The organism is Streptomyces sp. NPDC006476 (assembly GCF_040612015.1).
Classification (GTDB): domain Bacteria; phylum Actinomycetota; class Actinomycetes; order Streptomycetales; family Streptomycetaceae; genus Streptomyces; species Streptomyces griseorubiginosus_B.
The window spans coordinates 66,481-89,944 of the sequence record NZ_JBEXPK010000039.1 but is presented as its reverse complement, the minus strand read 5'-3'; the positions used below and the strand labels follow the sequence as shown (position 1 = coordinate 89,944).

Annotated in this window: 24 protein-coding genes and 1 pseudogene; 15 read left to right on the top strand and 10 right to left on the bottom strand. The window is 71.6% G+C overall.

Features of this window, described 5'->3' with window-relative positions:
* Both ABZZ74_RS34780 and ABZZ74_RS34775 read right to left on the bottom strand, forming a co-directional pair.
* Positions 1-233 (bottom strand): ATP-binding protein (locus ABZZ74_RS34780; protein ID WP_356771871.1); only part of this gene is annotated, 233 nt, incomplete at its 3' end.
* A 22-nt stretch (positions 234-255) separates the two neighbouring features.
* A complete protein-coding gene (locus tag ABZZ74_RS34775; protein WP_356771869.1) occupies positions 256-762 on the bottom strand; it encodes a MarR family winged helix-turn-helix transcriptional regulator in 507 nt (168 codons plus the stop codon).
* Between the two features lie 161 nt (positions 763-923).
* Between ABZZ74_RS34775 and ABZZ74_RS34770 the strand changes: the two genes are divergently transcribed.
* Both ABZZ74_RS34770 and ABZZ74_RS34765 read left to right on the top strand, forming a co-directional pair.
* A complete protein-coding gene (locus tag ABZZ74_RS34770; RefSeq protein ID WP_356771867.1) occupies positions 924-1,391 on the top strand; it encodes a cupin domain-containing protein in 468 nt (155 codons plus the stop codon).
* 203 nt (positions 1,392-1,594) lie between these two features.
* A complete protein-coding gene (locus ABZZ74_RS34765) occupies positions 1,595-2,539 on the top strand; it encodes an NADP-dependent oxidoreductase (RefSeq protein WP_356771865.1) in 945 nt (314 codons plus the stop codon).
* Positions 2,540-3,035: 496 nt separating this feature from the next.
* On the opposite strand, the gene ABZZ74_RS34760 is transcribed toward ABZZ74_RS34765, so the two are convergent.
* Complete coding sequence (locus ABZZ74_RS34760; RefSeq protein ID WP_356771863.1) at positions 3,036-3,626, bottom strand: XRE family transcriptional regulator; 591 nt, start codon at positions 3,624-3,626, stop codon at positions 3,036-3,038.
* Positions 3,627-3,705: 79 nt separating this feature from the next.
* On the opposite strand from ABZZ74_RS34760, the gene ABZZ74_RS34755 reads away from it, so the two are divergent.
* From ABZZ74_RS34755 to ABZZ74_RS34735, 5 genes are all read left to right on the top strand, one after another.
* A complete protein-coding gene (locus ABZZ74_RS34755; protein WP_356771861.1) occupies positions 3,706-4,629 on the top strand; it encodes an NAD(P)/FAD-dependent oxidoreductase in 924 nt (307 codons plus the stop codon).
* 115 nt (positions 4,630-4,744) lie between these two features.
* Positions 4,745-6,283, top strand: a complete 1,539-nt coding sequence (locus ABZZ74_RS34750; protein WP_356771859.1) for an ATP-dependent DNA ligase — start codon at positions 4,745-4,747, stop codon at positions 6,281-6,283.
* Complete coding sequence (locus ABZZ74_RS34745) at positions 6,280-6,747, top strand: NUDIX domain-containing protein (protein WP_356771857.1); 468 nt, start codon at positions 6,280-6,282, stop codon at positions 6,745-6,747. The genes ABZZ74_RS34750 and ABZZ74_RS34745 overlap by 4 nt, the downstream gene beginning before the upstream one ends.
* 74 nt (positions 6,748-6,821) lie before the next feature.
* The gene (locus ABZZ74_RS34740) at positions 6,822-8,216 is read left to right on the top strand and encodes an NADP-dependent succinic semialdehyde dehydrogenase (RefSeq protein WP_356771855.1); all 1,395 of its coding nucleotides are present in this window, start codon (positions 6,822-6,824) and stop codon (positions 8,214-8,216) included.
* Between the two features lie 25 nt (positions 8,217-8,241).
* Entirely contained in the window at positions 8,242-8,478 is a 237-nt protein-coding gene (locus tag ABZZ74_RS34735) for a DUF6213 family protein (RefSeq protein WP_133047630.1), read from the top strand.
* Positions 8,479-8,482: 4 nt separating this feature from the next.
* On the opposite strand, the gene ABZZ74_RS34730 is transcribed toward ABZZ74_RS34735, so the two are convergent.
* The gene (locus ABZZ74_RS34730; protein WP_356771853.1) at positions 8,483-9,145 is read right to left on the bottom strand and encodes a transcriptional regulator; all 663 of its coding nucleotides are present in this window, start codon (positions 9,143-9,145) and stop codon (positions 8,483-8,485) included.
* Between the two features lie 132 nt (positions 9,146-9,277).
* A complete protein-coding gene (locus ABZZ74_RS34725; protein ID WP_356771851.1) occupies positions 9,278-10,504 on the bottom strand; it encodes an acyl-CoA dehydrogenase family protein in 1,227 nt (408 codons plus the stop codon).
* A 172-nt stretch (positions 10,505-10,676) separates the two neighbouring features.
* On the opposite strand from ABZZ74_RS34725, the gene ABZZ74_RS34720 reads away from it, so the two are divergent.
* Entirely contained in the window at positions 10,677-11,321 is a 645-nt protein-coding gene (locus tag ABZZ74_RS34720) for a TetR family transcriptional regulator (RefSeq protein ID WP_356771849.1), read from the top strand.
* Here the strand turns inward: ABZZ74_RS34720 and def are convergent.
* Complete coding sequence (gene def / locus ABZZ74_RS34715; RefSeq protein WP_356771847.1) at positions 11,318-11,863, bottom strand: peptide deformylase; 546 nt, start codon at positions 11,861-11,863, stop codon at positions 11,318-11,320. The genes ABZZ74_RS34720 and def overlap by 4 nt on opposite strands.
* A gap of 122 nt (positions 11,864-11,985) precedes the next feature.
* Between def and ABZZ74_RS34710 the strand changes: the two genes are divergently transcribed.
* The 5 genes and pseudogenes from ABZZ74_RS34710 to ABZZ74_RS34690 form a co-directional block, all read left to right on the top strand.
* Positions 11,986-13,224 carry a MurT ligase domain-containing protein gene (locus ABZZ74_RS34710; RefSeq protein ID WP_356771845.1) on the top strand — a complete coding sequence of 413 codons (1,239 nt, stop codon included), beginning with the start codon at positions 11,986-11,988 and terminating at the stop codon, positions 13,222-13,224.
* A gap of 17 nt (positions 13,225-13,241) precedes the next feature.
* Positions 13,242-13,970, top strand: coding sequence for a glutamine amidotransferase (locus ABZZ74_RS34705; protein ID WP_133047624.1), 729 nt, complete (start codon positions 13,242-13,244; stop codon positions 13,968-13,970).
* 196 nt (positions 13,971-14,166) lie between these two features.
* Entirely contained in the window at positions 14,167-15,192 is a 1,026-nt protein-coding gene (locus tag ABZZ74_RS34700) for a 6-phosphofructokinase (protein ID WP_356771843.1), read from the top strand.
* A 117-nt stretch (positions 15,193-15,309) separates the two neighbouring features.
* Complete coding sequence (locus ABZZ74_RS34695; protein ID WP_356771841.1) at positions 15,310-16,260, top strand: cytochrome c oxidase assembly protein; 951 nt, start codon at positions 15,310-15,312, stop codon at positions 16,258-16,260.
* Positions 16,261-16,328: 68 nt separating this feature from the next.
* Positions 16,329-17,267 (top strand): annotated as a pseudogene (locus ABZZ74_RS34690) (PASTA domain-containing protein); the annotation flags it as partial.
* A 101-nt stretch (positions 17,268-17,368) separates the two neighbouring features.
* Here the strand turns inward: ABZZ74_RS34690 and ABZZ74_RS34685 are convergent.
* Positions 17,369-17,800: a hypothetical protein gene (locus tag ABZZ74_RS34685; RefSeq protein ID WP_356771875.1), complete on the bottom strand. Its 432-nt coding sequence runs from the start codon at positions 17,798-17,800 to the stop codon at positions 17,369-17,371.
* Positions 17,801-17,832: 32 nt separating this feature from the next.
* Here ABZZ74_RS34685 and ABZZ74_RS34680 point away from each other — a divergent pair, with 32 nt between their 5' ends.
* Positions 17,833-19,659, top strand: a complete 1,827-nt coding sequence (locus tag ABZZ74_RS34680; RefSeq protein WP_356771839.1) for a protein kinase — start codon at positions 17,833-17,835, stop codon at positions 19,657-19,659.
* Between the two features lie 13 nt (positions 19,660-19,672).
* Positions 19,673-19,846, top strand: coding sequence for a hypothetical protein (locus ABZZ74_RS34675; RefSeq protein ID WP_133047619.1), 174 nt, complete (start codon positions 19,673-19,675; stop codon positions 19,844-19,846).
* A 2-nt stretch (positions 19,847-19,848) separates the two neighbouring features.
* Here the strand turns inward: ABZZ74_RS34675 and ABZZ74_RS34670 are convergent, their stop codons facing one another.
* The 3 genes from ABZZ74_RS34670 to ABZZ74_RS34660 form a co-directional block, all read right to left on the bottom strand.
* On the bottom strand, positions 19,849-21,090 hold the full coding sequence (locus tag ABZZ74_RS34670) for a histidine kinase (protein WP_356771837.1): 1,242 nt from the start codon (positions 21,088-21,090) through the stop codon (positions 19,849-19,851).
* A gap of 286 nt (positions 21,091-21,376) precedes the next feature.
* Entirely contained in the window at positions 21,377-23,089 is a 1,713-nt protein-coding gene (locus tag ABZZ74_RS34665; RefSeq protein WP_356771835.1) for a cation acetate symporter, read from the bottom strand.
* 12 nt (positions 23,090-23,101) lie between these two features.
* Entirely contained in the window at positions 23,102-23,464 is a 363-nt protein-coding gene (locus tag ABZZ74_RS34660) for a hypothetical protein (protein WP_356771833.1), read from the bottom strand.

Sequence of the window (23,464 nt, the reverse complement as noted above, 5' to 3'; positions counted from 1 at the left end):
AGGAACCGTCCGTCCACGTGCACCACGCGACGGCCGGCCCGTTCGGCCTGCCGGGCGGCGTAGCGCACCAGCGAGGACTTGCCGATGCCGCCGGGACCGTGGAGGTAGGCCACGAGCGGGGCGTCCGCCGCGCCCGACAGCATCCGGTCGAGCAGTGCCCGCTCCGGCTCCCTCCCCACCAGCGCTCCGGCTCGTGCCGCGGCCAGCCGCCCCGCCAGTCCCGCCGCTCCCAATCCGGGCTCCTTCCTGGTTGTGTCAGCTTCGGAGATCTTTGCGGCGGCGAGGTGTGGCCGAGCGGGGCGGTGTCGAGCGCATGTGGTCGCGCACCGGCGCCAGCAGGCCGGCGAGCGCCTTGACGTCGTCGCGCGAAAGCGGCTCGAAGAGAAGGCCGTTGACCACCTCGATGTGTCCCGGCAGCACCTTGCCGAGCAGCGCGCGCCCGGCGTCGGTGATGGTGACGGTGACGCCGCGCTCGTCGTCCGGCGAAGGAGCCCGGACGACCAGGCCGTCCTTCTCCAGCAGACCCACCTGGTAGGTCAGGCCGCTGCGGCTGTAGACGACGCCGTCGGCCAGATCGGTCATGCGGTGGCTGCCCATGGGTGAGTCGCCGAGGCGGGCCAGCAGCTGGAACTGCACATAACTGAGATCGCCGCTCTCGCGCAGCTGCTGATCGACCGCGTGCCGGAGCAGGCTGGCCACCTCGATGAGGGAGAAGTAGGCGCCCAGCTGTTCGGGGTCGAGCGACGGCGGCGATTCAGGCATGACCGGAGTGTACTGCTTCGAATTCGAAGAGAGTGGAGCGTCCGGTGTGGGCAGCGGTGGACCCCACTGAGCACCGCTGCCCCTTCAGATCGGGCAGCGGTGCGACACAGGGTTGCGAACAGGAGGACGGCGCCGCCGCCCATGGAACCCGAGGACCGGCCATGAGCATCCCCTACCTTGCCCAACGCGAGGACCAGCAGCAGCTCGAGTGGATCGCCGGAAGCGTCTTCAGTGTCCTGCTCGACGCCGAGGCGACCGGCGGGCAGCTGACCGTCGGCCGCTTCGACGTCAGCAAGGGTGAGGCGCCGCCGTACCACGTCCACAACAACGAGGACGAGGTCTTCCTGCTCCTGTCCGGTTCGGCGCTGGTGTGGGCCGACGACGTGCAGCACGAGTTGCGGGAGGGCGGCATCGTCTTCCTGCCCCGGCGCATTCCGCACGGTTACCGCATCACTTCCGAGAAGGCGGATCTCCTGCTCATCTCGACGCCCGGAGGGCTGGAGAAGATGTTCCGCCACGCCGGCCGTGACCTTCGCGAACCACGCCCGGACGGGTTCGAGATCTCCCCACAGCTGCTGGCCGAGGCCGCGGAACTGTCCGGCAACATCGTCCTCGGTCCTCCCCGGTGAGGGTGGCCCGCCGAGGTGGAGATGGCGGAGCTGCACCGGCACCGAGGTCATGCGCAGGCGCCTGACCGGCGCCCGTGCCCATCCCGTGCCCACGGTCGTGGTTGCCGGCACACCACTTGCTTCGAATTCGAAGCAGATGTATCGTCGTCAGCAGCTGCTTCGAATTCGAAGCACATCGGATCGCAGTGAAGGTGAGAACCGAAATGAAGGCTGTGCGTTTCCACGAGTACGGCGACCCCGGTGTCCTGCGCTACGAGGACGTGGACCTGCCCGTCCCCGGGGCCGGTCAGGTCCGCGTCCGGGTGGCCGCGACGTCGTTCAACTCCGTCGACGGCAACATCCGCGGCGGCTTCATGCGGGGCCCCATCCCGGTGGTCCTGCCGCACACTCCCGGCATCGACGTCTCCGGCACCATCGACACGCTGGGCGAGGGCGTGGACGGCCTCGCGGTCGGCGACGACGTCATCGGCTTTCTGCCGATGGACAAGCCCGGCGCCGCCGCCCAGTACGTCCTTGCCCCGGCTGACATCCTCACGCCGGCCCCCAAGAGCGTCCCGCTGCCCGACGCCGCCGCACTGCCGGTGGTGGGCCTCACCGCATGGCAGGCGCTGTTCGACCACGGCAAGCTGACGGCGGGACAGCGGGTGCTGATCAACGGCGCCGGCGGAGCGGTCGGCGGCTACGCCGTGCAGCTGGCGAAAAATGCCGGCGCCCACGTCATCGCCACAGCCAGCCCCCGCAGCGGCGAGCAGGTCAGGACGGCGGGCGCCGACGAGGTCGTCGACCACACCTCCACGGAGGTGACCGCCGCAGTGACCGAGCCGGTCGACGTCGTCCTCAACCTCGCGCCGGTCGAGCCGGCGCAACTGGCCGCGCTCCCCGGCCTGATCCGCCCCGGCGGAGTACTGGTGAACACCACGGTGTGGATGCCCGCGCCCTCCGACGAGGAGCGCGACGTGCGCGGCGTCGACCTGTTCGTCCGCAGCGACGCCGAGCAGCTGGCGCGGCTGGTGGCACTGATCGACGGCGGACAGCTGCACGTCGACGTAGCCGAACGGGTGCCGCTGGCCGAACTGCGTGCGCTACACGCCCGGGCCGCCGAAGGCGCGGTGCACGGCAAGGTCATCGTCGTCCCGCCCACCGCCTGACGCCGCTCCCCCACCGAAAGGCGACGTCGGCGACATCATCGACGTCGAGGAACTTCTGCCGGACCCGACCCCCGCGTCGCCGCTGTCCTGAGCGTCCGCCGCTGCCCGGCTCCGGCAAGCGAGGGGACCGTGGTCTCGGGGCGGAGGACGGAGCGGGCGGCGAGGCGGAACTGGTTCAGCTTGTCGATGATGGTCTGCCCGACCGGACCCGGACACCCTCCGGGCCGTCAATCACGCCAACGCCGAAGCCCTCTTCCCCCGCCTGGGCGCGCCCCGCCGCCCCTCCTCCGACGCGCCTCGGCCACTCCGTCCGGCGGGCCGCCACCCGTCTCGTCTTCCGACTCGTCCAGCCCGGCACCGACTGAGGACCGCTCCCCACGACCACCACCCCCCACGGCGAGACCGAACAGTGCGTCGCCACCGGACGCGCCGGACACCGTCCGCAGGGCAGGATGCTCGCATAGGGGGTCAAGTCACCGCGGACTGACCCGCGGACCTACGACCGCTTCGGCCGCGCCCGCACATGCATCCGCTCCCCCTGCGGACCGAACAGGCTCAGGCACTCCACCGGACCCTCCCCCGTCGACCCGAACCAGTGCGGCACCCGGGTGTCGAACTCGGCCACCTCGCCCGGCCCGAGCACCAGGTCGTGCTCGCCCAGCACCAGGCGCAGCCGCCCGGAGAGCACGTACAGCCACTCATAGCCCTCGTGCGTCCGCGGATCCGGCTCGCGCCTGCCGGGCGCGGTGAGGATCTTGTACGCCTGGAGCCCGCCGGGCTGCCTGCTGAGCGGCCAGAAGGTGTGCCCGCCCCGCTCCATCGGCTTGGCCCGCACCCGTGGATCGCCGACCGGCGGGGCACCGACCAGCTCGTCCAGGGGCACCTGGTGCGCCCGCGCGATCGGCAGCAGCAGCTCCAGGCTCGGCCTGCGCAGCCCGGACTCCAGCCGGGACAACGTGCTCACCGAGATGCCGGTGGCCGCCGAGAGCCCGGCGAGCGTGGCGCCGCGGTCCTTGCGGATCCGCCGCAGGCGGGGCCCGACCTCGGCCAGGACCTCGTCGGTGTCGTCGCTCGTGGAGTCATTCATGCAGTCATTGCAGTTTCGGCAAACAGGTTTGTCAATGCGGCAGTGCTGGGGCGACCGTCGGGGGCGGAGGTGGTCACCCATGACCGAGAAGTACGAAGTGGTCGTCGTCGGCGGCGGTGCGGCCGGGCTCTCCGCCGCACTGGTCCTGGGCCGCGCCCGGCGCCGCACCCTGGTCGTCGACGCCGGCGAACCCCGTAACGCGCCGGCCGCCCATATGCAGGGCTATCTCTCCCGCGACGGCATGGCGCCCGCAGAGTTCCTGGCGATCGGCCGCGAGGAGATCTCCCGGTACGGCGTCGAGCTGGTCCGCGACCGCGCGGTGGACGCCTCGCGGGGCGAGGGCTTCGAGGTGGCCCTGGAGAGCGGCCGTACCGTCGCCGCGCGGGCCCTGGTCGTCGCCACCGGCCTCAAGGACGAGCTGCCCACCGTGCCCGGGGTCGCCGAGCGCTTCGGCCGGGACGTCCTGCACTGCCCGTACTGCCACGGCTGGGAGGTCCGCGACCAGGCCTTCGGCGTGCTCGCCACGACCCCGATGAGCGCCCACCAGGCGCTGATGGTGTCGCAGTGGTCGAAGGACGTGACGTTCTTCCTGCACACGGTCGCCGGGTCCGAGCTGTCGGACGACGATCTGCGCCGCCTCGGCGCGGCCGGCGTCGAGGTCGTCCCGGGCGAGGTCGCGGGTCTGGTCGTCGAGGACGACCGGCTGACCGGTGTACGGCTTGCGGACGGGACGGTCCACGACCGGTCGGTGCTGTTCGTCGCGCCGCGCGCCGTCCCGCAGACCGGACTGCTGGAGCGGCTGGGCGCCAAAATGGACGAGACGCCCTTCGGCGCCTACCCCGTGATCGACGAACGGGGCAAGACGAGCGTGCCGGGTCTGTGGGCGGCGGGCAACGCCTCCGGTTTCGCCGAGCAGGTGGTCAACGCGGCGAGCCGCGGCTACCGGGTCGGCGCCACCATCAACGGGGAACTGCTGATGACGGACCTGGACGCCGCGCTCTGAAGCACGGCCCGGCGGCTCCGTCGCGCGGGCGCGACCAGCCGCCAACGCACCCGCGCCCGACGTACACCCCCTTCGCCCGGGTGTAACCCGGGCGAGCGCGTTGCACCATGGCAGCATGCTGCTTGCCCGGCTGGCCCATGTGTCCCAAGAGGTCGCCGCCACCTCCGCGCGGTCCCGGAAGATCGCTCTGCTCGCCGAGCTGTTCCGGGACGCCGAGGCGGACGACGTACCGATCGTGATCCCGTATCTGGCGGGACGGCTGCCCCAGGGGCGGCTCGGTGTCGGCTGGAAGGTGCTCAGCCGTCCGGTCGCCCCCGCCGCCGACCCCACGCTCACCGTCCGCGAGGTCGACGCCCGTCTCACCGAACTCGGCAAGGTCTCCGGCTCCGGCTCACAGGCCGAACGGACCCGGCTGGTCGGAGAGCTGATGGGTGCGGCGACCGTCGAGGAACAGCGCTTCCTGTTCGGCCTGCTCACCGGTGAGGTGCGGCAGGGCGCCCTGGACGCCGTCGCCGTCGAGGGACTGGCGGAGGCGACCGGGGCGCCGCCGGCCGACGTGCGCCGGGCGGTGATGCTCGCGGGCTCGCTCCAGACGGTCGCGCGGACGCTGCTCGCGGACGGACCCGGGGCCCTGGAGCAGTTCCGGCTCACCGTCGGCCGTCCCGTGCTGCCGATGCTGGCGCACACCGCCTCCTCGGTGACCGAGGCGGTCGAGAAGCTCGGCGCCTGCGCCGTCGAGGAGAAGCTGGACGGCATCCGCGTGCAGGTCCACCGCACCGGCGACAGCGTACGGATCTACACCCGCACCCTCGACGACATCACCGACCGTCTGCCCGAGGTGACCGGCGCCGCGCTGCGGCTGCGGGGGAATCGTTTCGTCCTGGACGGCGAGGTCATCTCCTTCGACGCGGCCGGGCGGCCCCGCACCTTCCAGGAGACCGCGGGCCGCGTCGGCTCCCGCGTGGACGTGGCCACGGCCGCCAAGTCCGTCCCCGTCTCCCCCGTCTTCTTCGACGCCCTCTCCGTCGACGACCGCGACCTGCTCGACCTGCCCTTCGCCGAGCGGCACGCCGAGCTGGCCCGGCTGGTCCCCGAGCCGATGCGGGTACGGCGCGTCGTGGTCGCCGGGCCCGAGGACGCGGGCGCCGGCGAGGACTTCCTCGCCGAGACCCTCAAGCGCGGCCACGAGGGCGTGGTGGTCAAGGCCCTCGACGCCCCCTACAGCGCGGGCCGGCGCGGCGCGTCCTGGCTCAAGGTCAAGCCCGTGCACACCCTGGACCTCGTCGTACTGGCCGCCGAGTGGGGCCACGGCCGCCGCACCGGCAAGCTCTCCAACCTGCACCTGGGCGCCCGCACGGCGGACGGCGGATTCGCCATGCTCGGCAAGACCTTCAAGGGCATGACCGACGCGATGCTGACCTGGCAGACCGAGCGGCTGCGGGAGATCGCCGTGGCGGAGAACGACCACGTGGTGACCGTACGCCCCGAACTCGTGGTCGAGATCGCCTACGACGGTCTGCAGCGGTCCACCCGCTACCCGGCCGGCGTCACCCTGCGCTTCGCCCGCGTGGTCCGCTACCGCGAGGACAAGCGCCCCGAGGACGCCGACACCGTGGAGACACTCCTCGCCGCCCACCCGGAGGTGCACCCGTGACGACGGGCAGGCGCAGCGCGGGCCTGCTGTTGTACCGGCACACCGATCACGGCCTGGAGGTGTTGTTGGGCCATATGGGCGGACCGTTCTTCACCAGGCGCGACGCCGGGGCGTGGAGCGTCCCCAAGGGCGAGTACGAGCCCGACGAGCCCGCCTGGGACGCGGCCCGCCGGGAGTTCCGCGAGGAACTGGGCCTCGAGCCGCCGGACGGCGAGGCCGTACCGCTCGGTGAGGTGCGCCAGACCAACGGCAAGATCGTCACGGCGTGGGCGGTCGAGGCCGACCTCGACCCGGCGACCATCAGCCCCGGCACCTTCACGATGGAGTGGCCCCCGAAGTCCGGAAGGACCCAGGAGTTCCCCGAACTGGACCGCGTGGAGTGGCTCACCCTGGACCGGGCCCGCGAGGTGATCGTCAAGGCCCAGTCCGCGTTTCTCGACCGTCTGGCGGAGCACTCGCCCTGAGGACGCACACGCGTTGCGGTCGCCCGCGTGGCGCGGGAAGGTCGTAACACCAAGCCGCCCCAGGGAGGTCAGCCATGCCCATCGCGACGGTGAACCCGGCGAACGGCGAGACGCTCAAGACGTACGAGGCCATGGGCGAGGAGGAGATCGAACGCCGGCTCCAGCTCGCGGAGGCGACGTTCCGTACCTACCGAACGACGACCTTCGCCGAGCGGGCGGGTCTGCTGAACCGGGCCGCCGAGCTGCTCGACGGGCTGCAGCAGGACGTCGGCCGTGTGATGACCACCGAGATGGGCAAGCCGATCAAGCAGGCCCGCGCCGAGGTGGCCAAGTGCGCCAAGGCGATGCGCTGGTACGCCGAGCACGCCGAGGAACTGCTCGCCGACGAGGAGCCCTCCGACTCCGACGTCAAGGACTCGGGCGCGTCACGGGTGCGGGTCCGCTACCGGCCCCTCGGCCCCGTCCTCGCCGTCATGCCGTGGAACTTCCCGCTCTGGCAGGTCGTCCGGTTCGCCGCGCCCGCGCTGATGGCGGGCAACGTGGGCCTGCTCAAGCACGCCTCCAACGTCCCGCAGACCGCGCTGTTCCTGGAGGACCTCTTCCATCAGGCGGGCTACCCCGAGGGGTGCTTCCAGACCCTGCTCATCGGCTCCGCCGCGGTCGACGACATCCTGCGCGACGACCGCGTGAAGGCGGCCACGCTCACGGGCAGTGAGCCCGCCGGGCGGGCGGTCGCGTCCTCGTCCGGCGAGATGATCAAGAAGACGGTGCTGGAGCTGGGCGGCAGCGACCCGTACGTCGTGATGCCGTCGGCCGACATCGACCGGGCCGCGAAGATCGCGGTGACCGCGCGGGTGCAGAACAACGGGCAGTCGTGCATCGCCGCCAAGCGGTTCATCGTGCACACGGACGTGTACGACCGGTTCGCCGAGCGGTTCGTCGAGGGCATGAAGGCGCTCAAGGTCGGCGACCCGATGGAGGAGGACACCGAGGTCGGGCCGCTGTCGAGCGAGCAGGGGCGGGCCGACCTGGAGGAACTGGTCGAGGACGCGAAGCACAGCGGGGCCGAGGCGCTGTGCGGCGGCCACCGGCTGCGCAGGCCGGAGCTGCCCGGCTGGTACTACCCGCCGACCGTGCTCGCCGGGATCACCCGCGAGATGCGGATCCACCGGGAGGAGGCGTTCGGGCCGGTCGCCACGCTGTACCGTGCCGCCGACCTGGACGAGGCCGTGCTCATCGCCAACGACTCGCCGTTCGGGCTGAGTTCGAACGTGTGGACGCGGGACGAGGCCGAGGTCGACCGGTTCGTACGGGACCTGGAGGCCGGCGGTGTGTTCTTCAACGGCATGACCGCCTCCCATCCGGCGTTCCCGTTCGGCGGGGTCAAGCGGTCCGGCTACGGGCGTGAGCTGTCCGGGCACGGAATCCGGGAGTTCTGCAACATCACGACGGTTTGGCACGGAGCGTGACGCCTGCGCGGCTAACATCCCCGGTGTGAACCGCGAAGTGACTCTGCCTCTGATCGTCGACGACCGCGGGACCCTGCAGGTGGCCGCGGCCGACGTCAGCAAGTTGTTGCGGACCGTGGGCGGGCGGTGGCTGCATCTCGTCGAGGCCGGGGAGGGCGGGCTCGACGAGGACACCGTGGCGGCTCTGACCATCGAGCTGGCCAAGCTCGCCGACCGTATCGACGTGGCGTGCATCGCGCACAGCAGCGGGGGCGCCCCGTGACCCTTCAGGCCACCCCGTGCAGCGTGGCCCAGAACATCGCCTCGTAGCTCTGGAGCAGGCGGCCGTACCTGTGGGCCGCTTCCTCGTCGAGGATCCCCGTGTCCAGTCCCTCCTGGACGGCCGCCCTCGCCCTCTCGTCCAGCTCCGGAGCCGGCTGCGCGAAGAAGTCGAAGAAGGCGCAGTCGTCCGCGGTGAAGCCGTACCGGGTGCGCAGGGACTCGGCGATCGTGGCGCAGTAGCCGCCCCACGCGGAGAAGTTGGCGGTGATGGCCAGGACCACGTCCGTCGGGGAGGCGTTGAGAGCCAGCCAGGCGACGTAGGCGGGGTACGCCTGGCAGCCCGGCAGGGGAGCGTAGGAACGGGTGCGGCTCTCGTCGATGCCGCAGGCCCGCGCGAAGGACCTCAGGTGCTCCGCGGCCAGGGACTCGCCCTCGGCCAGCATCGCGAAGAAGCCGGCGGCCTCCGGTTCCTCCCGCGCCCGTCCGACCAGATGCAGGAACGCTGCGCGGTCGGCCGGGATCACCCAGTGCTGTTCGAGGGCCAGAGTCCCGAGGACGTCCCGGGAGGCCTCCCCTCGGGCGATCAGCGGGATCAGCGGATTGGAGTGCGGGTCGGGAGCCAGCTGGGCGGTGGTGGTGGCCAGGAGTTCCGAGGCCGTACGCGCCATCGCATTCCTCCGTCGGTCCGGATACGGGACTTCTCCCCAGACCTTGGCACAAGCGCCCCTGAAGGGGCGCGGGGAACTGCGCGACCAGCCACAAGCCACCGCCAGTCGGCAACGCACCGCACCCCCACGGCGCTACCGAATCGGCATCCCCGACAAGGTCCGCGCGATCACCAGCCGCTGAATCTCACTCGTCCCCTCGAAGATCGTGTAAATGGCCGCGTCCCGGTGCATCCGCTCCACCGGGTACTCCCGCGTGTAGCCGTTGCCACCCAGGATCTGGATCGCCTGGGCCGTGACCTTCTTCGCCGTCTCGCTCGCGAACAGCTTGGACATCGAGCCCTCGGCCGCCGTGAACTGCTTGCCGTTGATGGCCATCCAGGAGGCGCGCCAGACCAGCAGACGGGCCGCGTCGACGGACGTACGCATGTCGGCGAGCTGGAAGGCAACACCCTGGTTGTCGATGATCGGCCGACCGAACTGCTCACGCGTCTTGGCGTAGTCGAGGGCGACCTCATAGGCGGCACGGGCCGTGCCGACGGCCATCGCGCCGACCGCCGGCCGCGAAGCTTCGAACGTGGCCATCGCCGCGTTCTTCACCCGCTCCCCGCCCTGCTTGGCCTTCTCCCGGGCCCGCGCCAGCCGCTGGTCGAGCTTCTCCTTGCCGCCGAGCAGGCAGGACCCGGGCACCCGGACGTTGTCGAGGACGACCTCGGCGGTGTGCGAGGCACGGATGCCGTGCTTCTTGAACTTCTGGCCCTGCGTCAGCCCCGGCGTGTTCGGCGGGATGATGAAGGACGCATGGCCCTTGGAACCCAGGTCCGGGTCGACGGACGCGACGACGACGTGGACGTTGGCGATACCGCCGTTGGTCGCCCAGGTCTTCGTGCCGTTGATCACCCACTCGTCCTTGGCCTCGTCGTAGACGGCACGCGTGCGCATGGAGGCCACGTCGGAGCCGGCGTCGGGCTCGGAGGAGCAGAACGCGGCGACCTTGACGTCATTGGCGTCGCCGTACATCTGCGGGATCCAGGTGCCGATCTGTTCCTCGGTTCCGTTGGCGAGAACGCCCACGGCGGCCAGACCTGTGCCTACGATCGACAGAGCGATGCCCGCGTCGCCCCAGAACAGCTCCTCCATGGCCATCGGAATGCCCAGGCCGGTGGGGTCGAAGTACTGCTGGGCATAGAAGTCGAGGGAGTAGATGCCGACCTTCGCGGCCTCCTGGATGACCGGCCAGGGAGTCTCCTCACGCTCGTCCCATTCGGCGGCCGCGGGGCGGATGACGTCGGCGGCGAAGCCGTGCAGCCAGTCCCGGACCTCCTTCTGTTCGTCGTTGAGCTCCATGGTGAACTCGGCCATGTCCCCTCCAGCGGCGGCGCACATACGTGTTACTAGCGGTAACACCAGTCTGTTACCGGCGGGTAGGAAAAGTCAACTCCCGAGGACGCCTCGGCAGCCAGTTCGATGCGGAGGGCATGCCGAGTGTTAGTTTGCGCTGGCGTTACCGATTAAGCACGGGTGGGGAGAGCTCATGGACACCACACAGCGGACCGACCAACAGCGGTCCGCCGACCGCCGTCGGCGTGAGCTGCTGGAGGCCGCGGACCGGGTGGTCCTGCGCGACGGCCCGCAGGCCTCGATGAACGCCATCGCGGCGGAGGCGGGCATCACGAAGCCGATTCTCTACCGGCACTTCGGTGACAAGGGAGGACTGTACGCGGCACTGGCCAAGCGGCACACCGACGCGCTGCTGAATTCACTGCGGGCGGCGCTGGACGCCCCCGCGGAGCGGCGCGAGCGGGTCGAGGCCACGCTGGACACCTACCTCGCGGCGATCGAGGCGCGGCCCCAGGTGTACCGCTTCCTGATGCATCCCGCGGACGCCGGTGCGGCGGGAGAGCAGGGCTTCGACGTCGGCAAGCACTCGGCGCCGCTGCTGCGCAGGATGGGCGAGGAACTGGCCCAGGTCATCGAGGACCGGCTGGACCTCGGACCGGAGAGCCAGCAGCTCGCCCGCGTGTGGGGCCATGGCATCGTCGGCATGATGCACGCGGCCGGCGACTGGTGGCTGGGCGAACGCCCCTGCTCACGGGCCGAGTTGGTGCGCTGCCTGGCCGACCTGTTGTGGGGACGGCTCGCGGCGGCCGGCGACCGGGTGGGCGGCCCCGGGTTCTAGCCCCGGCCGCTCCAGGAGGCCTTGGCCGCCCGGCGGAGCACCTTGCGTCTGCGCCACCCGGTGAGGCGGTCCACATAGACGCGGCCTTCCAGGTGATCCGTCTCGTGCTGCAAACACCTCGCAAAGAAACCCGTGCCGTGCACGGTGACCGGATCGCCGGTCACCGTGAACCCCTCGACCACCGCGTGGTCGTGACGTTCGGTACCGGCCTCCAGGCCCGGCAGGGACAGACAGCCCTCGGGGCCCCGCAGCACCACCCCGTCGGCCTCGACGAGACGGGGGTTGACCACATGGCCCACATGCCGGATCTCCTCGTCGTCGGGGCAGTCGTACACGAACACGCGCAAAGATTCACCAACCTGGTTGGCCGCCAGGCCCACCCCCCGCGCCGCGTACATCGTCGCGAACAAGTCCTCCACGAGCAGGGCCAGTTGGGGGCCGAAGTCGGTGACCTCGGCGCACGGGGCGTGCAGGACCGGGTCCCCCAGCAGAGTGAGGGGCCGGACACGCCCGCGGGTGCCCGGGATGGAGCCGTTTCGCATGGCCGCAAGGGTACGGCGGTTCGGGAGCGTGAACAGATCTCGATAGGCTGAGGTCCACACCACGTTGCCGTAAGGCTTAGAGGCTTCAGGCGCGGCGCGTACGCAAGGAGGATCGAGAACTGATGGCAGGCAACTCGGACCCGCTCACGCCGCGGGCCAAGCTGGCCGTTACCGCGGGCAAGGCGGTCGCGGCCGCATCGCGTGCCGCCGGGCGCGGCAGCGGTTCGGTGATCGGCGGCCGGGTCGCGCTCAAGCTCGACCCCGACCTCCTCGCCCGGCTCGCCCAGAGCCTGGACGTCGTCCTGGTCTCGGCCACCAATGGAAAGACCACCACCACCCGGCTCATCGCGGAGGCGCTGCGGGCCGCCGGCCCCGTCGTCTCCAACGCCCTCGGCGCCAACATGCCCGCCGGCATCACCTCCGCCCTCGCGGGCGGCTCGGACGCCAAGTACGCCGTGATCGAGGTCGACGAGAAGTACCTCGCGGGCGTGGCCCGGGACACCGCCCCCAAGTGCATCGCGCTGCTGAACCTCTCCCGCGACCAGCTCGACCGCGCCGCCGAGACCCGGATGCTGGCGGAGAACTGGCGCGAGGGGCTGGCCGGTTCGAAGGCCGTCGTCGTCGCCAACGCGGACGACCCGCTGGTGGTGTGGGCCGCCTCCTCCTCCCCCAACGTGATCTGGGTCGCCGCCGGGCAGATGTGGAAGGACGACGCCTGGTCCTGCCCGTCCTGCGGTGGTGTGATGCAGCGGCCCGGCGACGACTGGTTCTGCGGGGAGTGCGGCTTCCGCCGCCCGACGCCGAGCTGGGCCCTGTCCGGTGATCACGTCCTCGACCCACACGGCTCCGCCTGGCCGATCCACCTCCAGCTGCCCGGCCGCGCCAACAAAGCCAACGCCGCCTCCTCGGCCGCCGTGGCCGCCGTCTTCGGTGTGCCGCCGCAGGTCGCCCTGGAACGCATGTACCAGGTGCAGGCCGTCGCCGGCCGCTATGACGTGGTCCAGTTCCAGGGCCGTGACCTGCGGCTGCTGCTGGCGAAGAACCCGGCGGGCTGGCTCGAAACGTTCAGCCTGATCGATCCTCCGCCCACCCCGGTGATCCTCTCGGTGAACGCGCGCGGCGCCGACGGCACCGACACCTCCTGGCTCTGGGACGTCGACTACACCCGGCTGACCGGCCACCCGATCTGTGTGATCGGCGACCGCAAGCTGGACCTCGCGGTGCGCCTGGAGGTCGCCAACCAGCACTTCCAGGTCTGCGAGAACCTCGACCAGGCCGTGCAGCTGAGCCCGCCGGGCCGCATCGAAGTCATCGCCAACTACACCGCCTTCCAGGACCTGCGCCGCCGCGTCGGCAACTGACAACTCAGGGGACATCAGTGAGTGACAACAGCCTGCGGGTCGTCTGGATCTACCCCGACCTGCTCAGCACCTACGGCGACCAGGGCAACGTCCTCGTCGTGGAGCGCCGGGCCCGCCAGCGCGGCCTCGACGTGGCCCGGCTCGACGTGCGCAGCGACCAGCCGATCCCGACCTCCGGGGACATCTACCTGATCGGCGGCGGCGAGGACCGTCCGCAGCGGCTCGCGGCCGAGCGGCTGCGCCGGGACGGGGGCCTGCACCGGGCGGTGGAGAACGGCGCGATCGTCTTCTCCGTCTGCGCCGGCTACCAGATCCTCGGCCACGAGTTCATCAACGACCTCGGCCAGCGCGAGCCCGGCCTCGGGCTGCTGGACGTGGTGTCCGTGCGCGGCGAGGGCGAGCGGTGCGTCGGTGACGTGCTCGCCGACATCGACCCGCGCCTGGGCCTGCCTCAGCTGACCGGCTTCGAGAACCACCAGGGCGTCACCCACCTCGGCCCGACCGCCCGCCCCTTCGCGAACGTGCGCCTGGGCAACGGCAACGGCACGGGCGACGGCACGGAGGGCGCGTACAACGACACGGTCTTCGGCACCTACATGCACGGGCCGGTGCTGGCGCGCAACCCGCTCATCGCCGATCTGCTGCTGAAGCTGGCGCTCGACGTCAACGCGCTGCCGCCGACCGACGACCGGTGGTACGAGGCGCTGCGCGGCGAGCGCATCGCGGCGGCGCAGCAGCCCGCCTGAGCTGCCGTACACCTGTCCTCAAGCCCGTCTTTACCGGCCCGTCTGACGATGACTCCGCACAGGTGAGCGGGGTCGTCCAGCAGGCGGACGGACGGTACGGCCCCGCCCCCTCCTGCCGCTAGGGTGGCGGGGATCGAACCGGACGACGTGGTCCGGTCCCGGCCCACGTTTACACGGTGAGAAGGTCTTTCGGGCTATGCGTATTGGTGTCCTCACGTCCGGCGGCGACTGCCCCGGCCTGAACGCGGTCATCCGATCCGTCGTGCACCGTGCCGTGGCCGACCACGGCGACGAGGTCATCGGCTTCCGGGACGGCTGGAAGGGCCTCCTGGAGTGCGACTACCTCAAGCTCGACCTCGACGCGGTGGGCGGCATCCTGGCGCGCGGCGGCACGATCCTCGGCTCCTCCCGCGTCCAGCCCTCGCACCTGCGCGACGGCGTGGAGCGGGCGAAGGGGCATGTCGAGGAGCTCGGCCTCGACGCGATCATCCCCATCGGCGGCGAGGGCACGCTCAAGGCCGCCCGGCTGATGTACGACAGCGGGCTGCCGATCGTGGGCGTGCCCAAGACCATCGACAACGACATCGCGGTCACGGACGTCACCTTCGGCTTCGACACGGCCGTGGGGGTGGCGACCGAGGCGCTGGACCGGCTCAAGACCACCGCCGAGTCGCATCAGCGGGTGCTGGTCGTGGAGGTCATGGGGCGGCACACCGGCTGGATCGCGCTGCACTCCGGCATGGCGGCCGGCGCGCACGCCATCGTCGTGCCCGAGCGGCCCTTCGACATCGAGGAGCTGGCCAGGCGGGTCGGCAAGCGGTTCGAGGCGGGCAAGCGCTTCGCGATCGTCGTCGCGGCGGAGGGCGCCAAGCCCAAGGCCGGCACGATGGACTTCGACGAGGGCGGCAAGGACGTCTACGGCCACGAGCGGTTCGCCGGGATCGCCCGCCAGCTGTCCATCGAGCTGGAGGAGCGGCTGGGGAAGGAGGCCCGGCCGGTCATCCTGGGCCACGTCCAGCGCGGCGGCACGCCGACGGCGTACGACCGCGTGCTCGCCACCCGCTTCGGCTGGCACGCCGTGGAGGCCGTGCACCGCGGTGAGTTCGGCAGGATGACCGCGCTGCGCGGCACGGACATCGTGATGGTGCCGCTGGCGGAGGCGGTGGAGACGCTCAAGACGGTGCCCGCCGAGCGCTACGACGAGGCCGAGTGCGTTCTCTAACGTCCCACTGAGCCCGTACGGTCCCGGGCGGTCGCCCCCGGTCGCAGGCGCGGCCGGGGGCGGTTCTAGTCTGTGGGGGACACACATGCACAACCCCCACGAATCAGGAGCCGTCCGATGGATCACAGCGGGCACGGCATGACCATGGATCTGCCGCCGTTCACGCTGGGACGGGGGCTCGAGTGGTCCGCCGATCCGTTCTTCCTCGTCGCCTGCCTGGCGGGACTCGCGCTGTACGGGTGGGGGGTCGTACGGCTGCGGCGCCGCGGCGACACGTGGTCGCCGGGACGGACGGTGTCGTACGTCATCGGTGTGCTGACCGTCGGCCTGGTGATGTGCACCCGGTTGAACGACTACGGCATGGTCATGTTCAGCGTGCACATGGTGCAGCACATGATCATCAGCATGCTGTCGCCCATCCTGATCCTGCTCGGCGCCCCCGTCACCCTCGCCCTGCGCGCACTGCCGACCGCGGGCAAGGGCCGCAAGGGGCCGCGTGAGCTGCTGCTGATGCTGCTGCACAGCCGGTACATGCGGATCGTCACGCACCCGGCGTTCACCATCCCGCTGTTCATCGCGAGCCTGTACGGGCTGTACTTCACACCGCTGTTCGACTTCCTGATGGGGTCGAAGGCGGGGCACATCGCGATGATGGTGCACTTCCTGGCCGTGGGCGTCGTGTTCTTCTGGCCGATCATCGGCGTGGACCCCGGGCCGCAGCGGCCGGGCCACCTCATGCGGATGCTGGAGCTGTTCGCCGGCATGCCGTTCCACGCGTTCTTCGGCATCGCGCTGATGATGGCGTCGACGCCCATGGTGGAGACGTTCAAGAACCCGCCCGCCTCCCTCGGCATCGACGCGCTCTCCGACCAGACCGCGGCCGGCGGCATCGCCTGGGCGTTCAGCGAGGTCCCCTCGGTGCTGGTGCTGCTCGCCCTGCTGTTCCAGTGGTACAGCTCGGAGCAGCGGCAGGCCAAGCGCAAGGACCGGGCCGCCGACCGCGACGGCGACAAGGAACTCGAGGCCTACAACGCCTATCTGGCCTCATTGAACGCACGCGGGCGTTGAAAGGGTTCGCGGTTCGGCGCCTTTCAGTAGCATGATGCGCAGGGGGAAAACCGCCGGGGGGAGCGGTGATGACACTTCGCGCATTTATGCACAGGGCCGGGAAATCGGCGGTTCGCCGGATCGCCGTCCTGCTCGTATTCGTACTGGCGCTCAGTGGATGTGATCGAAGTACGCCGCTGACGCTGGTACGGGCGGTGGCCGCGGGAGTTCCGTCTCTCGCGCCTTTCTTCGACGAGAGCGGCGGCCTGGGGCACGACGAGGCGCTCCGGCCGCAGGCCGTGCGCGGCAGTCTGCAGCAGGGGGACACGCCCGGGCTGTACGGAGGCACACGCAGGCCGAGCATCTGTGACGTCCGGAAGCTCAAGGCGTTCCTCACGGCTCCCGGGAATCACCGGAAGGCGCAGGCGTGGGCGGCGGCGCTGGGTATTTCCACGGACCGGATTCCGGGATATCTGGACCGGCTCACTCCTGTTCTCCTGCGTCACGACACACTCGTGCGGAATCACGACTACAGGAAGGGAAAGGCTGTTCCCTTCGACTCCTTGCTGCAGGCCGGAATCGCCATTCTCGTCGATCAGCAGGGGGCGCCCGCCGTGAAATGTTCGTGTGGAAATCCGCTGCGGCCCTTCACCCATGACACGCATCGCATTTCGGTCAAGTTCGAGAACGGCAACCGGAAGTGGAAGGGATTCACGCGTTCCTCCGTGGTGGCCGTACGGCCCGCGCCGAGGAAAATGGAGCGGCTCGCCCTGGTCGACGTCGGCGATCCGAACCGGGGCATCGACCGGCCGGTCGGCACGACGGGAACGCGCGACACGGCATTCGACGCGGGCCGCCGTCGAGCGGTGCCGGATCTCACCGGGACGACCTTCGGACGGGCGAGCCGTGAGCTGGCCGCCCAGGGGCTTGCGGCCGGGTACGCCGGCGAGGCGCTGCCCGCCGACGACGCCCGGGTCACGGCATCCGACCCGCCGGCGGGCACCGAGCTGCGGTTCGGGCAGTACGTGACGCTGAGCACGGCCGGGGGGAGTTCCTCGGGGAGCACGTCCGTGGGACCGAGCACTCCCCCGGTGCCACCGCCGTCCGGTTCGTCGGGATCGGTCAGGCCTCATCCGTCACCTCCGACGCCTCCGTCGTCCGGATCGAGCAGCGGGCCCGGCTCGTCCTCCGCCCCACCACCGCCGTCGAGTCCACCGCCCAGCTCGCAACCACCACCGCCCAGCTCGCAACCACCACCGCCGAGCTCTCCACCGCCGCCGTCGAGCGCACCGCCATCGACGGCCGGCGCAGGACAGACCACCAGCAGGCCCGCGACCACCAGCGCCGGGCCATCGAGCAGCAAGCCCGCGACGACCGTCGCGCCGCCTCCGCCCAGCGGCTCGATGACCACCAGCGCGCCGCCACCGCCCGGCAAACCGGTCACCAGCAGCGCACCACCGCCGCCCACGACCGTCAGTGCCCCGGCCACCAGTGGGCCGACGAGCAGCGCGCCCGGCCCGAGTGGGCCCGGGTCCTCCGGGTCCGCCGCGGGCGCGATCACGTAGCGCCTCCGCAGAACCCGGGAGTCACCGGATGCATTCAGGATCACCGACGTCGGGAGTGGGCCGGGTCATCGCCGGCCGTTATCTGCTGCTGAACCGGCTCGGCAGCGGCGGCATGGGCCATGTGTGGCTCGCCCACGACCAGAGACTCGCCTGTGAGGTCGCGCTCAAGGAGATCGTGTTCCGCGATCCGGATCCCGTGGGTGAGGAGCGGGAGGCGCGGGTGGCCCGGGCCCGGGCGGAGGCCCGGCACGCGGCCGGACTGCGCGGCCACCCGCATGTGGTGACCGTGCACGACGTGCTGGAGCACGAGGGGCTGCCGTGGATCGTCATGGAGTACGTGACGGGCGCCGTCGACCTCAAGGAACTGGTCGAGACGCGCGGACCGCTCGCCCCGGCGGAGTGCGCCCGGATCGGCCTCGCCGTGCTCGACGCGCTGACCGCCGGGCACGAGCGGGGCATGATGCACCGGGACGTGAAACCGGCGAACATCCTGCTGGCGCCGGACCGCACCGGGGCGCCGTACGGGCGCGTCCTGCTGACGGACTACGGCATCTCGGTGCGGCCGGACGGCGGCGAGACGCGGTACACGCTGGCGTCCGTGCTGGTGGGGACGTCGGGTTATCTGGCGCCCGAGCGGGCGACGGGCGGTCCGCCGACCCCTGCGACCGATCTGTTCTCGCTGGGCTGCACGCTCTACTACGGCGTCGAGGGCCGGGCTCCCTTCGAGCGCGCGTCGCATCTCGCCGAGGTGACCGCGGTGGTCATGGAGGAGCCGCGGCCCGCCGTGCGCGCAGGCGCGCTGGGGCCCGTCCTGCGGGGTCTGCTGGAGAAGGACCCGGGGCGGCGGGCGGCGGCGGCCGAGGCGGAGGCGGCGCTGTCGGGGATCGTGACACCGCAGGCCGAGCCGTACGCCCGGACCCGGACCGACCTCGGCTCGCAGCCGCCGTGGGTCGGGGTCACCGCTCCCCCGCCCGCCCCCGCCCCGGCCGGCTTCGGGCCGGTCTCGGCGCGGGTGCCCGCCCACCGGCGCCGCGAACTGTCCCGCGCCCTGCGCGCCCTGCTCGCCGCGTCCCTGGGGCTGGTGCTGGCCCTGGGCGGCGTCTGGTACGCCATGGCCCACCAGTCACGGGACGAGGGTGGGAAGACGGCCCCGTACGGTACGGCGGTCGGGCTCACCCGGCCCCTGAAGGACGGTGACTGCGTGCTCGCCGACTGGCCCGGCGCGGTGCGCTTCCGGGGCACGCCCCGGCTGACGATCGATCCCAGTTGCCGGGACAGGTCGCCGGACGGTCAGGTGATGGCGTTCGTGGCGGCCGCGTCGGCGGACGAGGCGCGCACGCTGGGACCGGCGCGGTGCGAGGAGCGGACGCAGGAGATCCGGCAGGGGCTGGCGGACGTCCGTACGGTCGCCGTCGTGCCGACCGGCGCCGGTTTCGAGGCCGCGGGGCGCCGGACCGCCTGTCTGGTGCTGGGCGCGCACGGGCCGGTCTACGGGCCGCTCGGGGCACACCGGAGGCCGGGCCTCGCGTTCGCGGACACGTCGAACATGCAGCGCCGGGACTGCCTCCTGACCCGCTCCAACAGGGACGCCCGGCTGGTCTCCTGCAAGGACCCGCACGACGAACAGGTGCTCGGTTTCACCCGGCTGGGCAAGGACGTCACGTACGCCGAGGCGCGTACGGAGTCGGACGCGGTGTGCGCGAAGGACGTGCCGCCGCGCGACTACGGCTTCGATCCGTCGGTGTACGCCTCGGGGTCCTGGACCAGTGAGGGGCCCTGGAAATCGGGCACGCATTTCGTCGTGTGCACCGTCCGCAGGCAGAACGGGGGCACCATGGAGGGGGACGAATCCTGAGGAGGGTGTCGCGATGCCCGGTTCCACGGACGGCTCTACGAAGACGATGGGGGTGCTCACCGTCGGCGGTCTGGTCGTGGTGACCGCCTACACGGTGGCGCTCGGCAGCAACGGCTGGCTGTGGTTCGGCTGGGTCGTGCTGGGACTGCTCACCCTCGGAATGATCGCCACCCGCAGCGGGACCTAGGCTCAGTCCCCGGAGAACTCCCCCGAGAACTCGTGGGTGATCCGGCCCGCGGGGTGGACGCCCGGCTGGTACTTCGGCAGCCGGGCGGTGACCTTCATGCCCGCGCCGACCGCGGTCTCGATCACGAGCCCGTAGTCGTCGCCGTAGACCTGACGGAGCCGGTCGTCGACGTTGGACAGCCCGATGCCGCCCGAGGGGCTGACCTCGCCGGCGAGGATGCGGCGCAGCAGGACCGGGTCCATGCCGACGCCGTCGTCCTCGATGACGACCAACGCCTCGGCGCCGGCGTCCTGGGCGGTGATGCTGATGTGGCACTTGCCCCCGGCGGTCGCTGCCTTGCCCTCCAGGCCGTGCTTGACGGCGTTCTCGACGAGCGGCTGCAGGCACAGGAACGGCAGGGTGACCGGCAGGACTTCCGGGGCGATCTGCAGGGTGACGGAGAGACGGTCGCCGAAGCGGGCCCGGACCAGCGCCAAGTAGTGGTCGATGGCGTGGAGTTCGTCGGCGAGGGTGGTGAAGTCGCCGTGCCTGCGGAACGAGTAGCGGGTGAAGTCGGCGAATTCGAGGAGGAGTTCGCGGGCGTGCTCGGGGTCGGTGCGCACGAACGAGGCGATCACCGCGAGCGAGTTGAAGATGAAGTGTGGGGAGATCTGGGCCCGAAGTGCCTTGATCTCGGCCTCGATCAGCCGGGTGCGGGACTGGTCCAGGTCCGCCAGCTCGAGTTGGACGCTCACCCAGCGGGCGACCTCGCCGGCGGCCCGGACCAGGACGGCGGACTCGCGCGGTGCGCAGGCGACGAGCGCGCCGTGCACCCGGTCGTCGACGGTGAAGGGTGCCACGACCGCCCAGCGCACCGGGCAGTCCGGCGTCTCACACCTGAGGCGGAAGGCCTCCCCGCGGCCGGTCTCCAGGACGCCGGCGAGGCGTTCCATGATCTCGCCGCGGTGGTGGGCGCCGACACCGTCCCAGACCAGGACCCGCTCGCGGTCGGTCAGGCACAGCGCGTCCGTGCCGAGCAGGGTGCGCAGCCGACGGGCCGACTTGCGCGCCGTCTCCTCGGTCAGCCCGGCCCGCAGCGGCGGCGCGGCGAGTGAGGCGGTGTGCAGGGTCTGGAAGGTGGCGTGCTCGACCGGGGTGCCGAGATCGCCGAGGCTGTCGGGCCGCGCGGTACGCCGCCCGAGCCAGAACCCGGCGGCCAGCAGCGGGAGAACGGCCACACACAGCCCGGCCAGGAAGCCACTCATGCCGTCACCTCCATGTGCCGGGACAGCACGTCGACGGCCCGCCCACGCGAGCCTTCGCCGCCACATACGGAAACGGTCACGGCAACCACCCGCCCGCCGCGCCCGCGCGCCCGTTCACCACCGCATGCCCGAACCGTCACGCCAGCCGACCGCCCGACGCGCCCGCGCCACCCTCCACCGAACCATGCGCGGACCGTCACGGCAGCCACCCACCCGGCACGCCCGCGCCACCCTCCACCCCCGCACGCGGGGGCGGTCACGGCAACCGATCGGGGTGTTCGACCGCTCACGCCTTCACCTCCGCCCGCAGTTCCTCCGGCAGATGGAAGCGCGCCAGGATCGCCTCCGTCCCGGCCGGTACCCGGCCCGCGGTGGCCAGGGACACCAGCACCATGGTGAGGAAGCCCAGCGGCACCGACCAGAGTGCGGGCCAGGCCAGCAGAGCGTGCGCGGGGCCCGTGCCGGGCACGTCCGCCATCGTCGCCGCGACCGCCACGAACGCCGAGCCGCCCCCGGTCAGCATCCCGGCCGCCGCGCCCGGCGGGGTCAGCCGCCGCCACCAGATGCCGAGCACCAGCAGCGGGCAGAAGGAGGAGGCGGACACCGCGAAGGCAAGCCCCACCGCGTCCGCCACCGGCAGCCCGCCCACCAGGACGCTGGCGGCGAGCGGCACGGCCATGGCGAGCACCGTGCCGAGCCGGAAGTGCCGTACCCCGCGGGAGGGCAGGACGTCCTGGGTGAGGACGCCCGCGACGGCCATGGTCAGCCCGGACGCCGTGGACAGGAACGCGGCGAAGGCCCCGCCCGCCACCAGCGCGCCGAGCAGATCGCCGCCGACGCCGCCGATCATCCGGTCCGGCAGCAGCAGTACGGCCGCGTCCGCGTCGCCGGTGAGGACGAGTTCGGGCGTGTAGAGCCGGCCGAGGGCGCCGTACAGGGGCGGCAGCAGGTAGAACGCGCCGATCAGGCCGAGGACGGCCACCGTGGTGCGGCGGGCGGCGACGCCGTGCGGGCTGGTGTAGAAGCGGACGACCACATGGGGCAGGCCCATGGTGCCGAGGAAGGTGGCGAGGATCAGTCCGTACGTGGCGTACAGCGGCCGTTCCTGGCGGCCCGTGGCGAGGGAGGTGGACATGCCGCCGTTGGTGCCGGGGTCGGCGGCCGGGACGGCGGTGCCCTTGGCGAAGTTCAGCCTGGTGCCCTTCGCGATGTGGTGGGTTCCGGCGGGGAGTTCGAGGCGCCGACCGTCATGGGCGCGGCCGTCGACCGTGCCGGTCACGGTGACCGTCAGGGGAGCGGCCAGTTTGAGGTCGAGGCTGTCGTCGACGTGTACGACGCGCTGCTCGCGGAAGGTCGCCGGTTCCGCGAAGGCGTGGCTGGGGGATCCGTCGCCCTGCCAGGCAACCGCCAGGAAGAGGGCGGGGACGAGCAGGGCGGTGAGCTTCAGCCAGTACTGGAAGGCCTGGACGAAGGTGATGCTGCGCATGCCGCCGGCGGCGACCGTGGCCACCACGACGAGGGCCACGATCAGCCCGCCGAGCGAGTCGGGTGCTCCGGTGAGGACCGTCAACGTCAGCCCGGCTCCCTGGAGTTGGGGCAGCAGATACAGCCAGCCCACCCCGACGACGAAGGCACCGGCCAGCCGCCGCACGCCGGGCGAGCCGAGCCGGGCCTCGGCGAAGTCGGGCAGGGTGTAGGCGCCGGAGCGGCGCAGCGGGGCGGCGACGAACAGCAGCAGGACCAGGTAGCCGGCGGTGTAGCCGACCGGGTACCAGAGCATGTCGGGGCCCTGGACGAGGACCAGGCCCGCGATGCCCAGGAAGGAGGCGGCGGAGAGGTACTCGCCGCTGATGGCGGCCGCGTTGAGGCGGGGGCCGACGGTGCGGGAGGCGACGTAGAAGTCGGAGGTGGTGCGGGAGATGCGCAGGCCGAAGGCGCCGACGAGGACGGTCGCCACGACGACGAGGGCGACGGCCGGGACGGCGTAGCTGGAGTTCATGGTGCTACCGCTTCAGCGGTCCTCGACGAGCCGCACGAAGTCCCGTTCGTTGCGTTCGGCGCGGCGGACGTACCAGAGGGCGAGCAGGACCAGCGGGGCGTACAGGCAGAAGCCGAGGACGGCCCATTCGAGGCGGTGGGCGTCCGGCATGGCGTTGAACACCAGCGGCAGCGGGCCGATCAGCAGGCCGAGGACCGCGAACACCGCGAGGCCTGCGCGGAGTTGGGAGCGCATGAGGGAGCGGACGTAGGTGTGGCCGAGGGTGGTCTGCTCGTCGATCTCGGTGCGCGGACGGTAGTAGCCGGAGGCGCGGCGGGTGCGCCGGGCCGGTCCGGTGACGACGACGCGCCGTTCGGCGGGGTCCTGGTGGGGCAT

Coding starts and splice junctions, on each gene's coding strand:
- ABZZ74_RS34775 (WP_356771869.1), bottom strand. CDS start 762: ATGCCTGAATCGCCGCCGTCGCTCGACCCCGAACAGCTGGGCGCCTAC.
- ABZZ74_RS34770 (WP_356771867.1), top strand. CDS start 924: ATGAGCATCCCCTACCTTGCCCAACGCGAGGACCAGCAGCAGCTCGAG.
- ABZZ74_RS34765 (WP_356771865.1), top strand. CDS start 1,595: ATGAAGGCTGTGCGTTTCCACGAGTACGGCGACCCCGGTGTCCTGCGC.
- ABZZ74_RS34760 (WP_356771863.1), bottom strand. CDS start 3,626: ATGAATGACTCCACGAGCGACGACACCGACGAGGTCCTGGCCGAGGTC.
- ABZZ74_RS34755 (WP_356771861.1), top strand. CDS start 3,706: ATGACCGAGAAGTACGAAGTGGTCGTCGTCGGCGGCGGTGCGGCCGGG.
- ABZZ74_RS34750 (WP_356771859.1), top strand. CDS start 4,745: ATGCTGCTTGCCCGGCTGGCCCATGTGTCCCAAGAGGTCGCCGCCACC.
- ABZZ74_RS34740 (WP_356771855.1), top strand. CDS start 6,822: ATGCCCATCGCGACGGTGAACCCGGCGAACGGCGAGACGCTCAAGACG.
- ABZZ74_RS34730 (WP_356771853.1), bottom strand. CDS start 9,145: ATGGCGCGTACGGCCTCGGAACTCCTGGCCACCACCACCGCCCAGCTG.
- ABZZ74_RS34725 (WP_356771851.1), bottom strand. CDS start 10,504: ATGGCCGAGTTCACCATGGAGCTCAACGACGAACAGAAGGAGGTCCGG.
- ABZZ74_RS34720 (WP_356771849.1), top strand. CDS start 10,677: ATGGACACCACACAGCGGACCGACCAACAGCGGTCCGCCGACCGCCGT.
- def (WP_356771847.1), bottom strand. CDS start 11,863: ATGCGAAACGGCTCCATCCCGGGCACCCGCGGGCGTGTCCGGCCCCTC.
- ABZZ74_RS34710 (WP_356771845.1), top strand. CDS start 11,986: ATGGCAGGCAACTCGGACCCGCTCACGCCGCGGGCCAAGCTGGCCGTT.
- ABZZ74_RS34700 (WP_356771843.1), top strand. CDS start 14,167: ATGCGTATTGGTGTCCTCACGTCCGGCGGCGACTGCCCCGGCCTGAAC.
- ABZZ74_RS34695 (WP_356771841.1), top strand. CDS start 15,310: ATGGATCACAGCGGGCACGGCATGACCATGGATCTGCCGCCGTTCACG.
- ABZZ74_RS34680 (WP_356771839.1), top strand. CDS start 17,833: ATGCATTCAGGATCACCGACGTCGGGAGTGGGCCGGGTCATCGCCGGC.
- ABZZ74_RS34675 (WP_133047619.1), top strand. CDS start 19,673: ATGCCCGGTTCCACGGACGGCTCTACGAAGACGATGGGGGTGCTCACC.
- ABZZ74_RS34670 (WP_356771837.1), bottom strand. CDS start 21,090: ATGAGTGGCTTCCTGGCCGGGCTGTGTGTGGCCGTTCTCCCGCTGCTG.
- ABZZ74_RS34665 (WP_356771835.1), bottom strand. CDS start 23,089: ATGAACTCCAGCTACGCCGTCCCGGCCGTCGCCCTCGTCGTCGTGGCG.
- ABZZ74_RS34660 (WP_356771833.1), bottom strand. CDS start 23,464: ATGCCCCACCAGGACCCCGCCGAACGGCGCGTCGTCGTCACCGGACCG.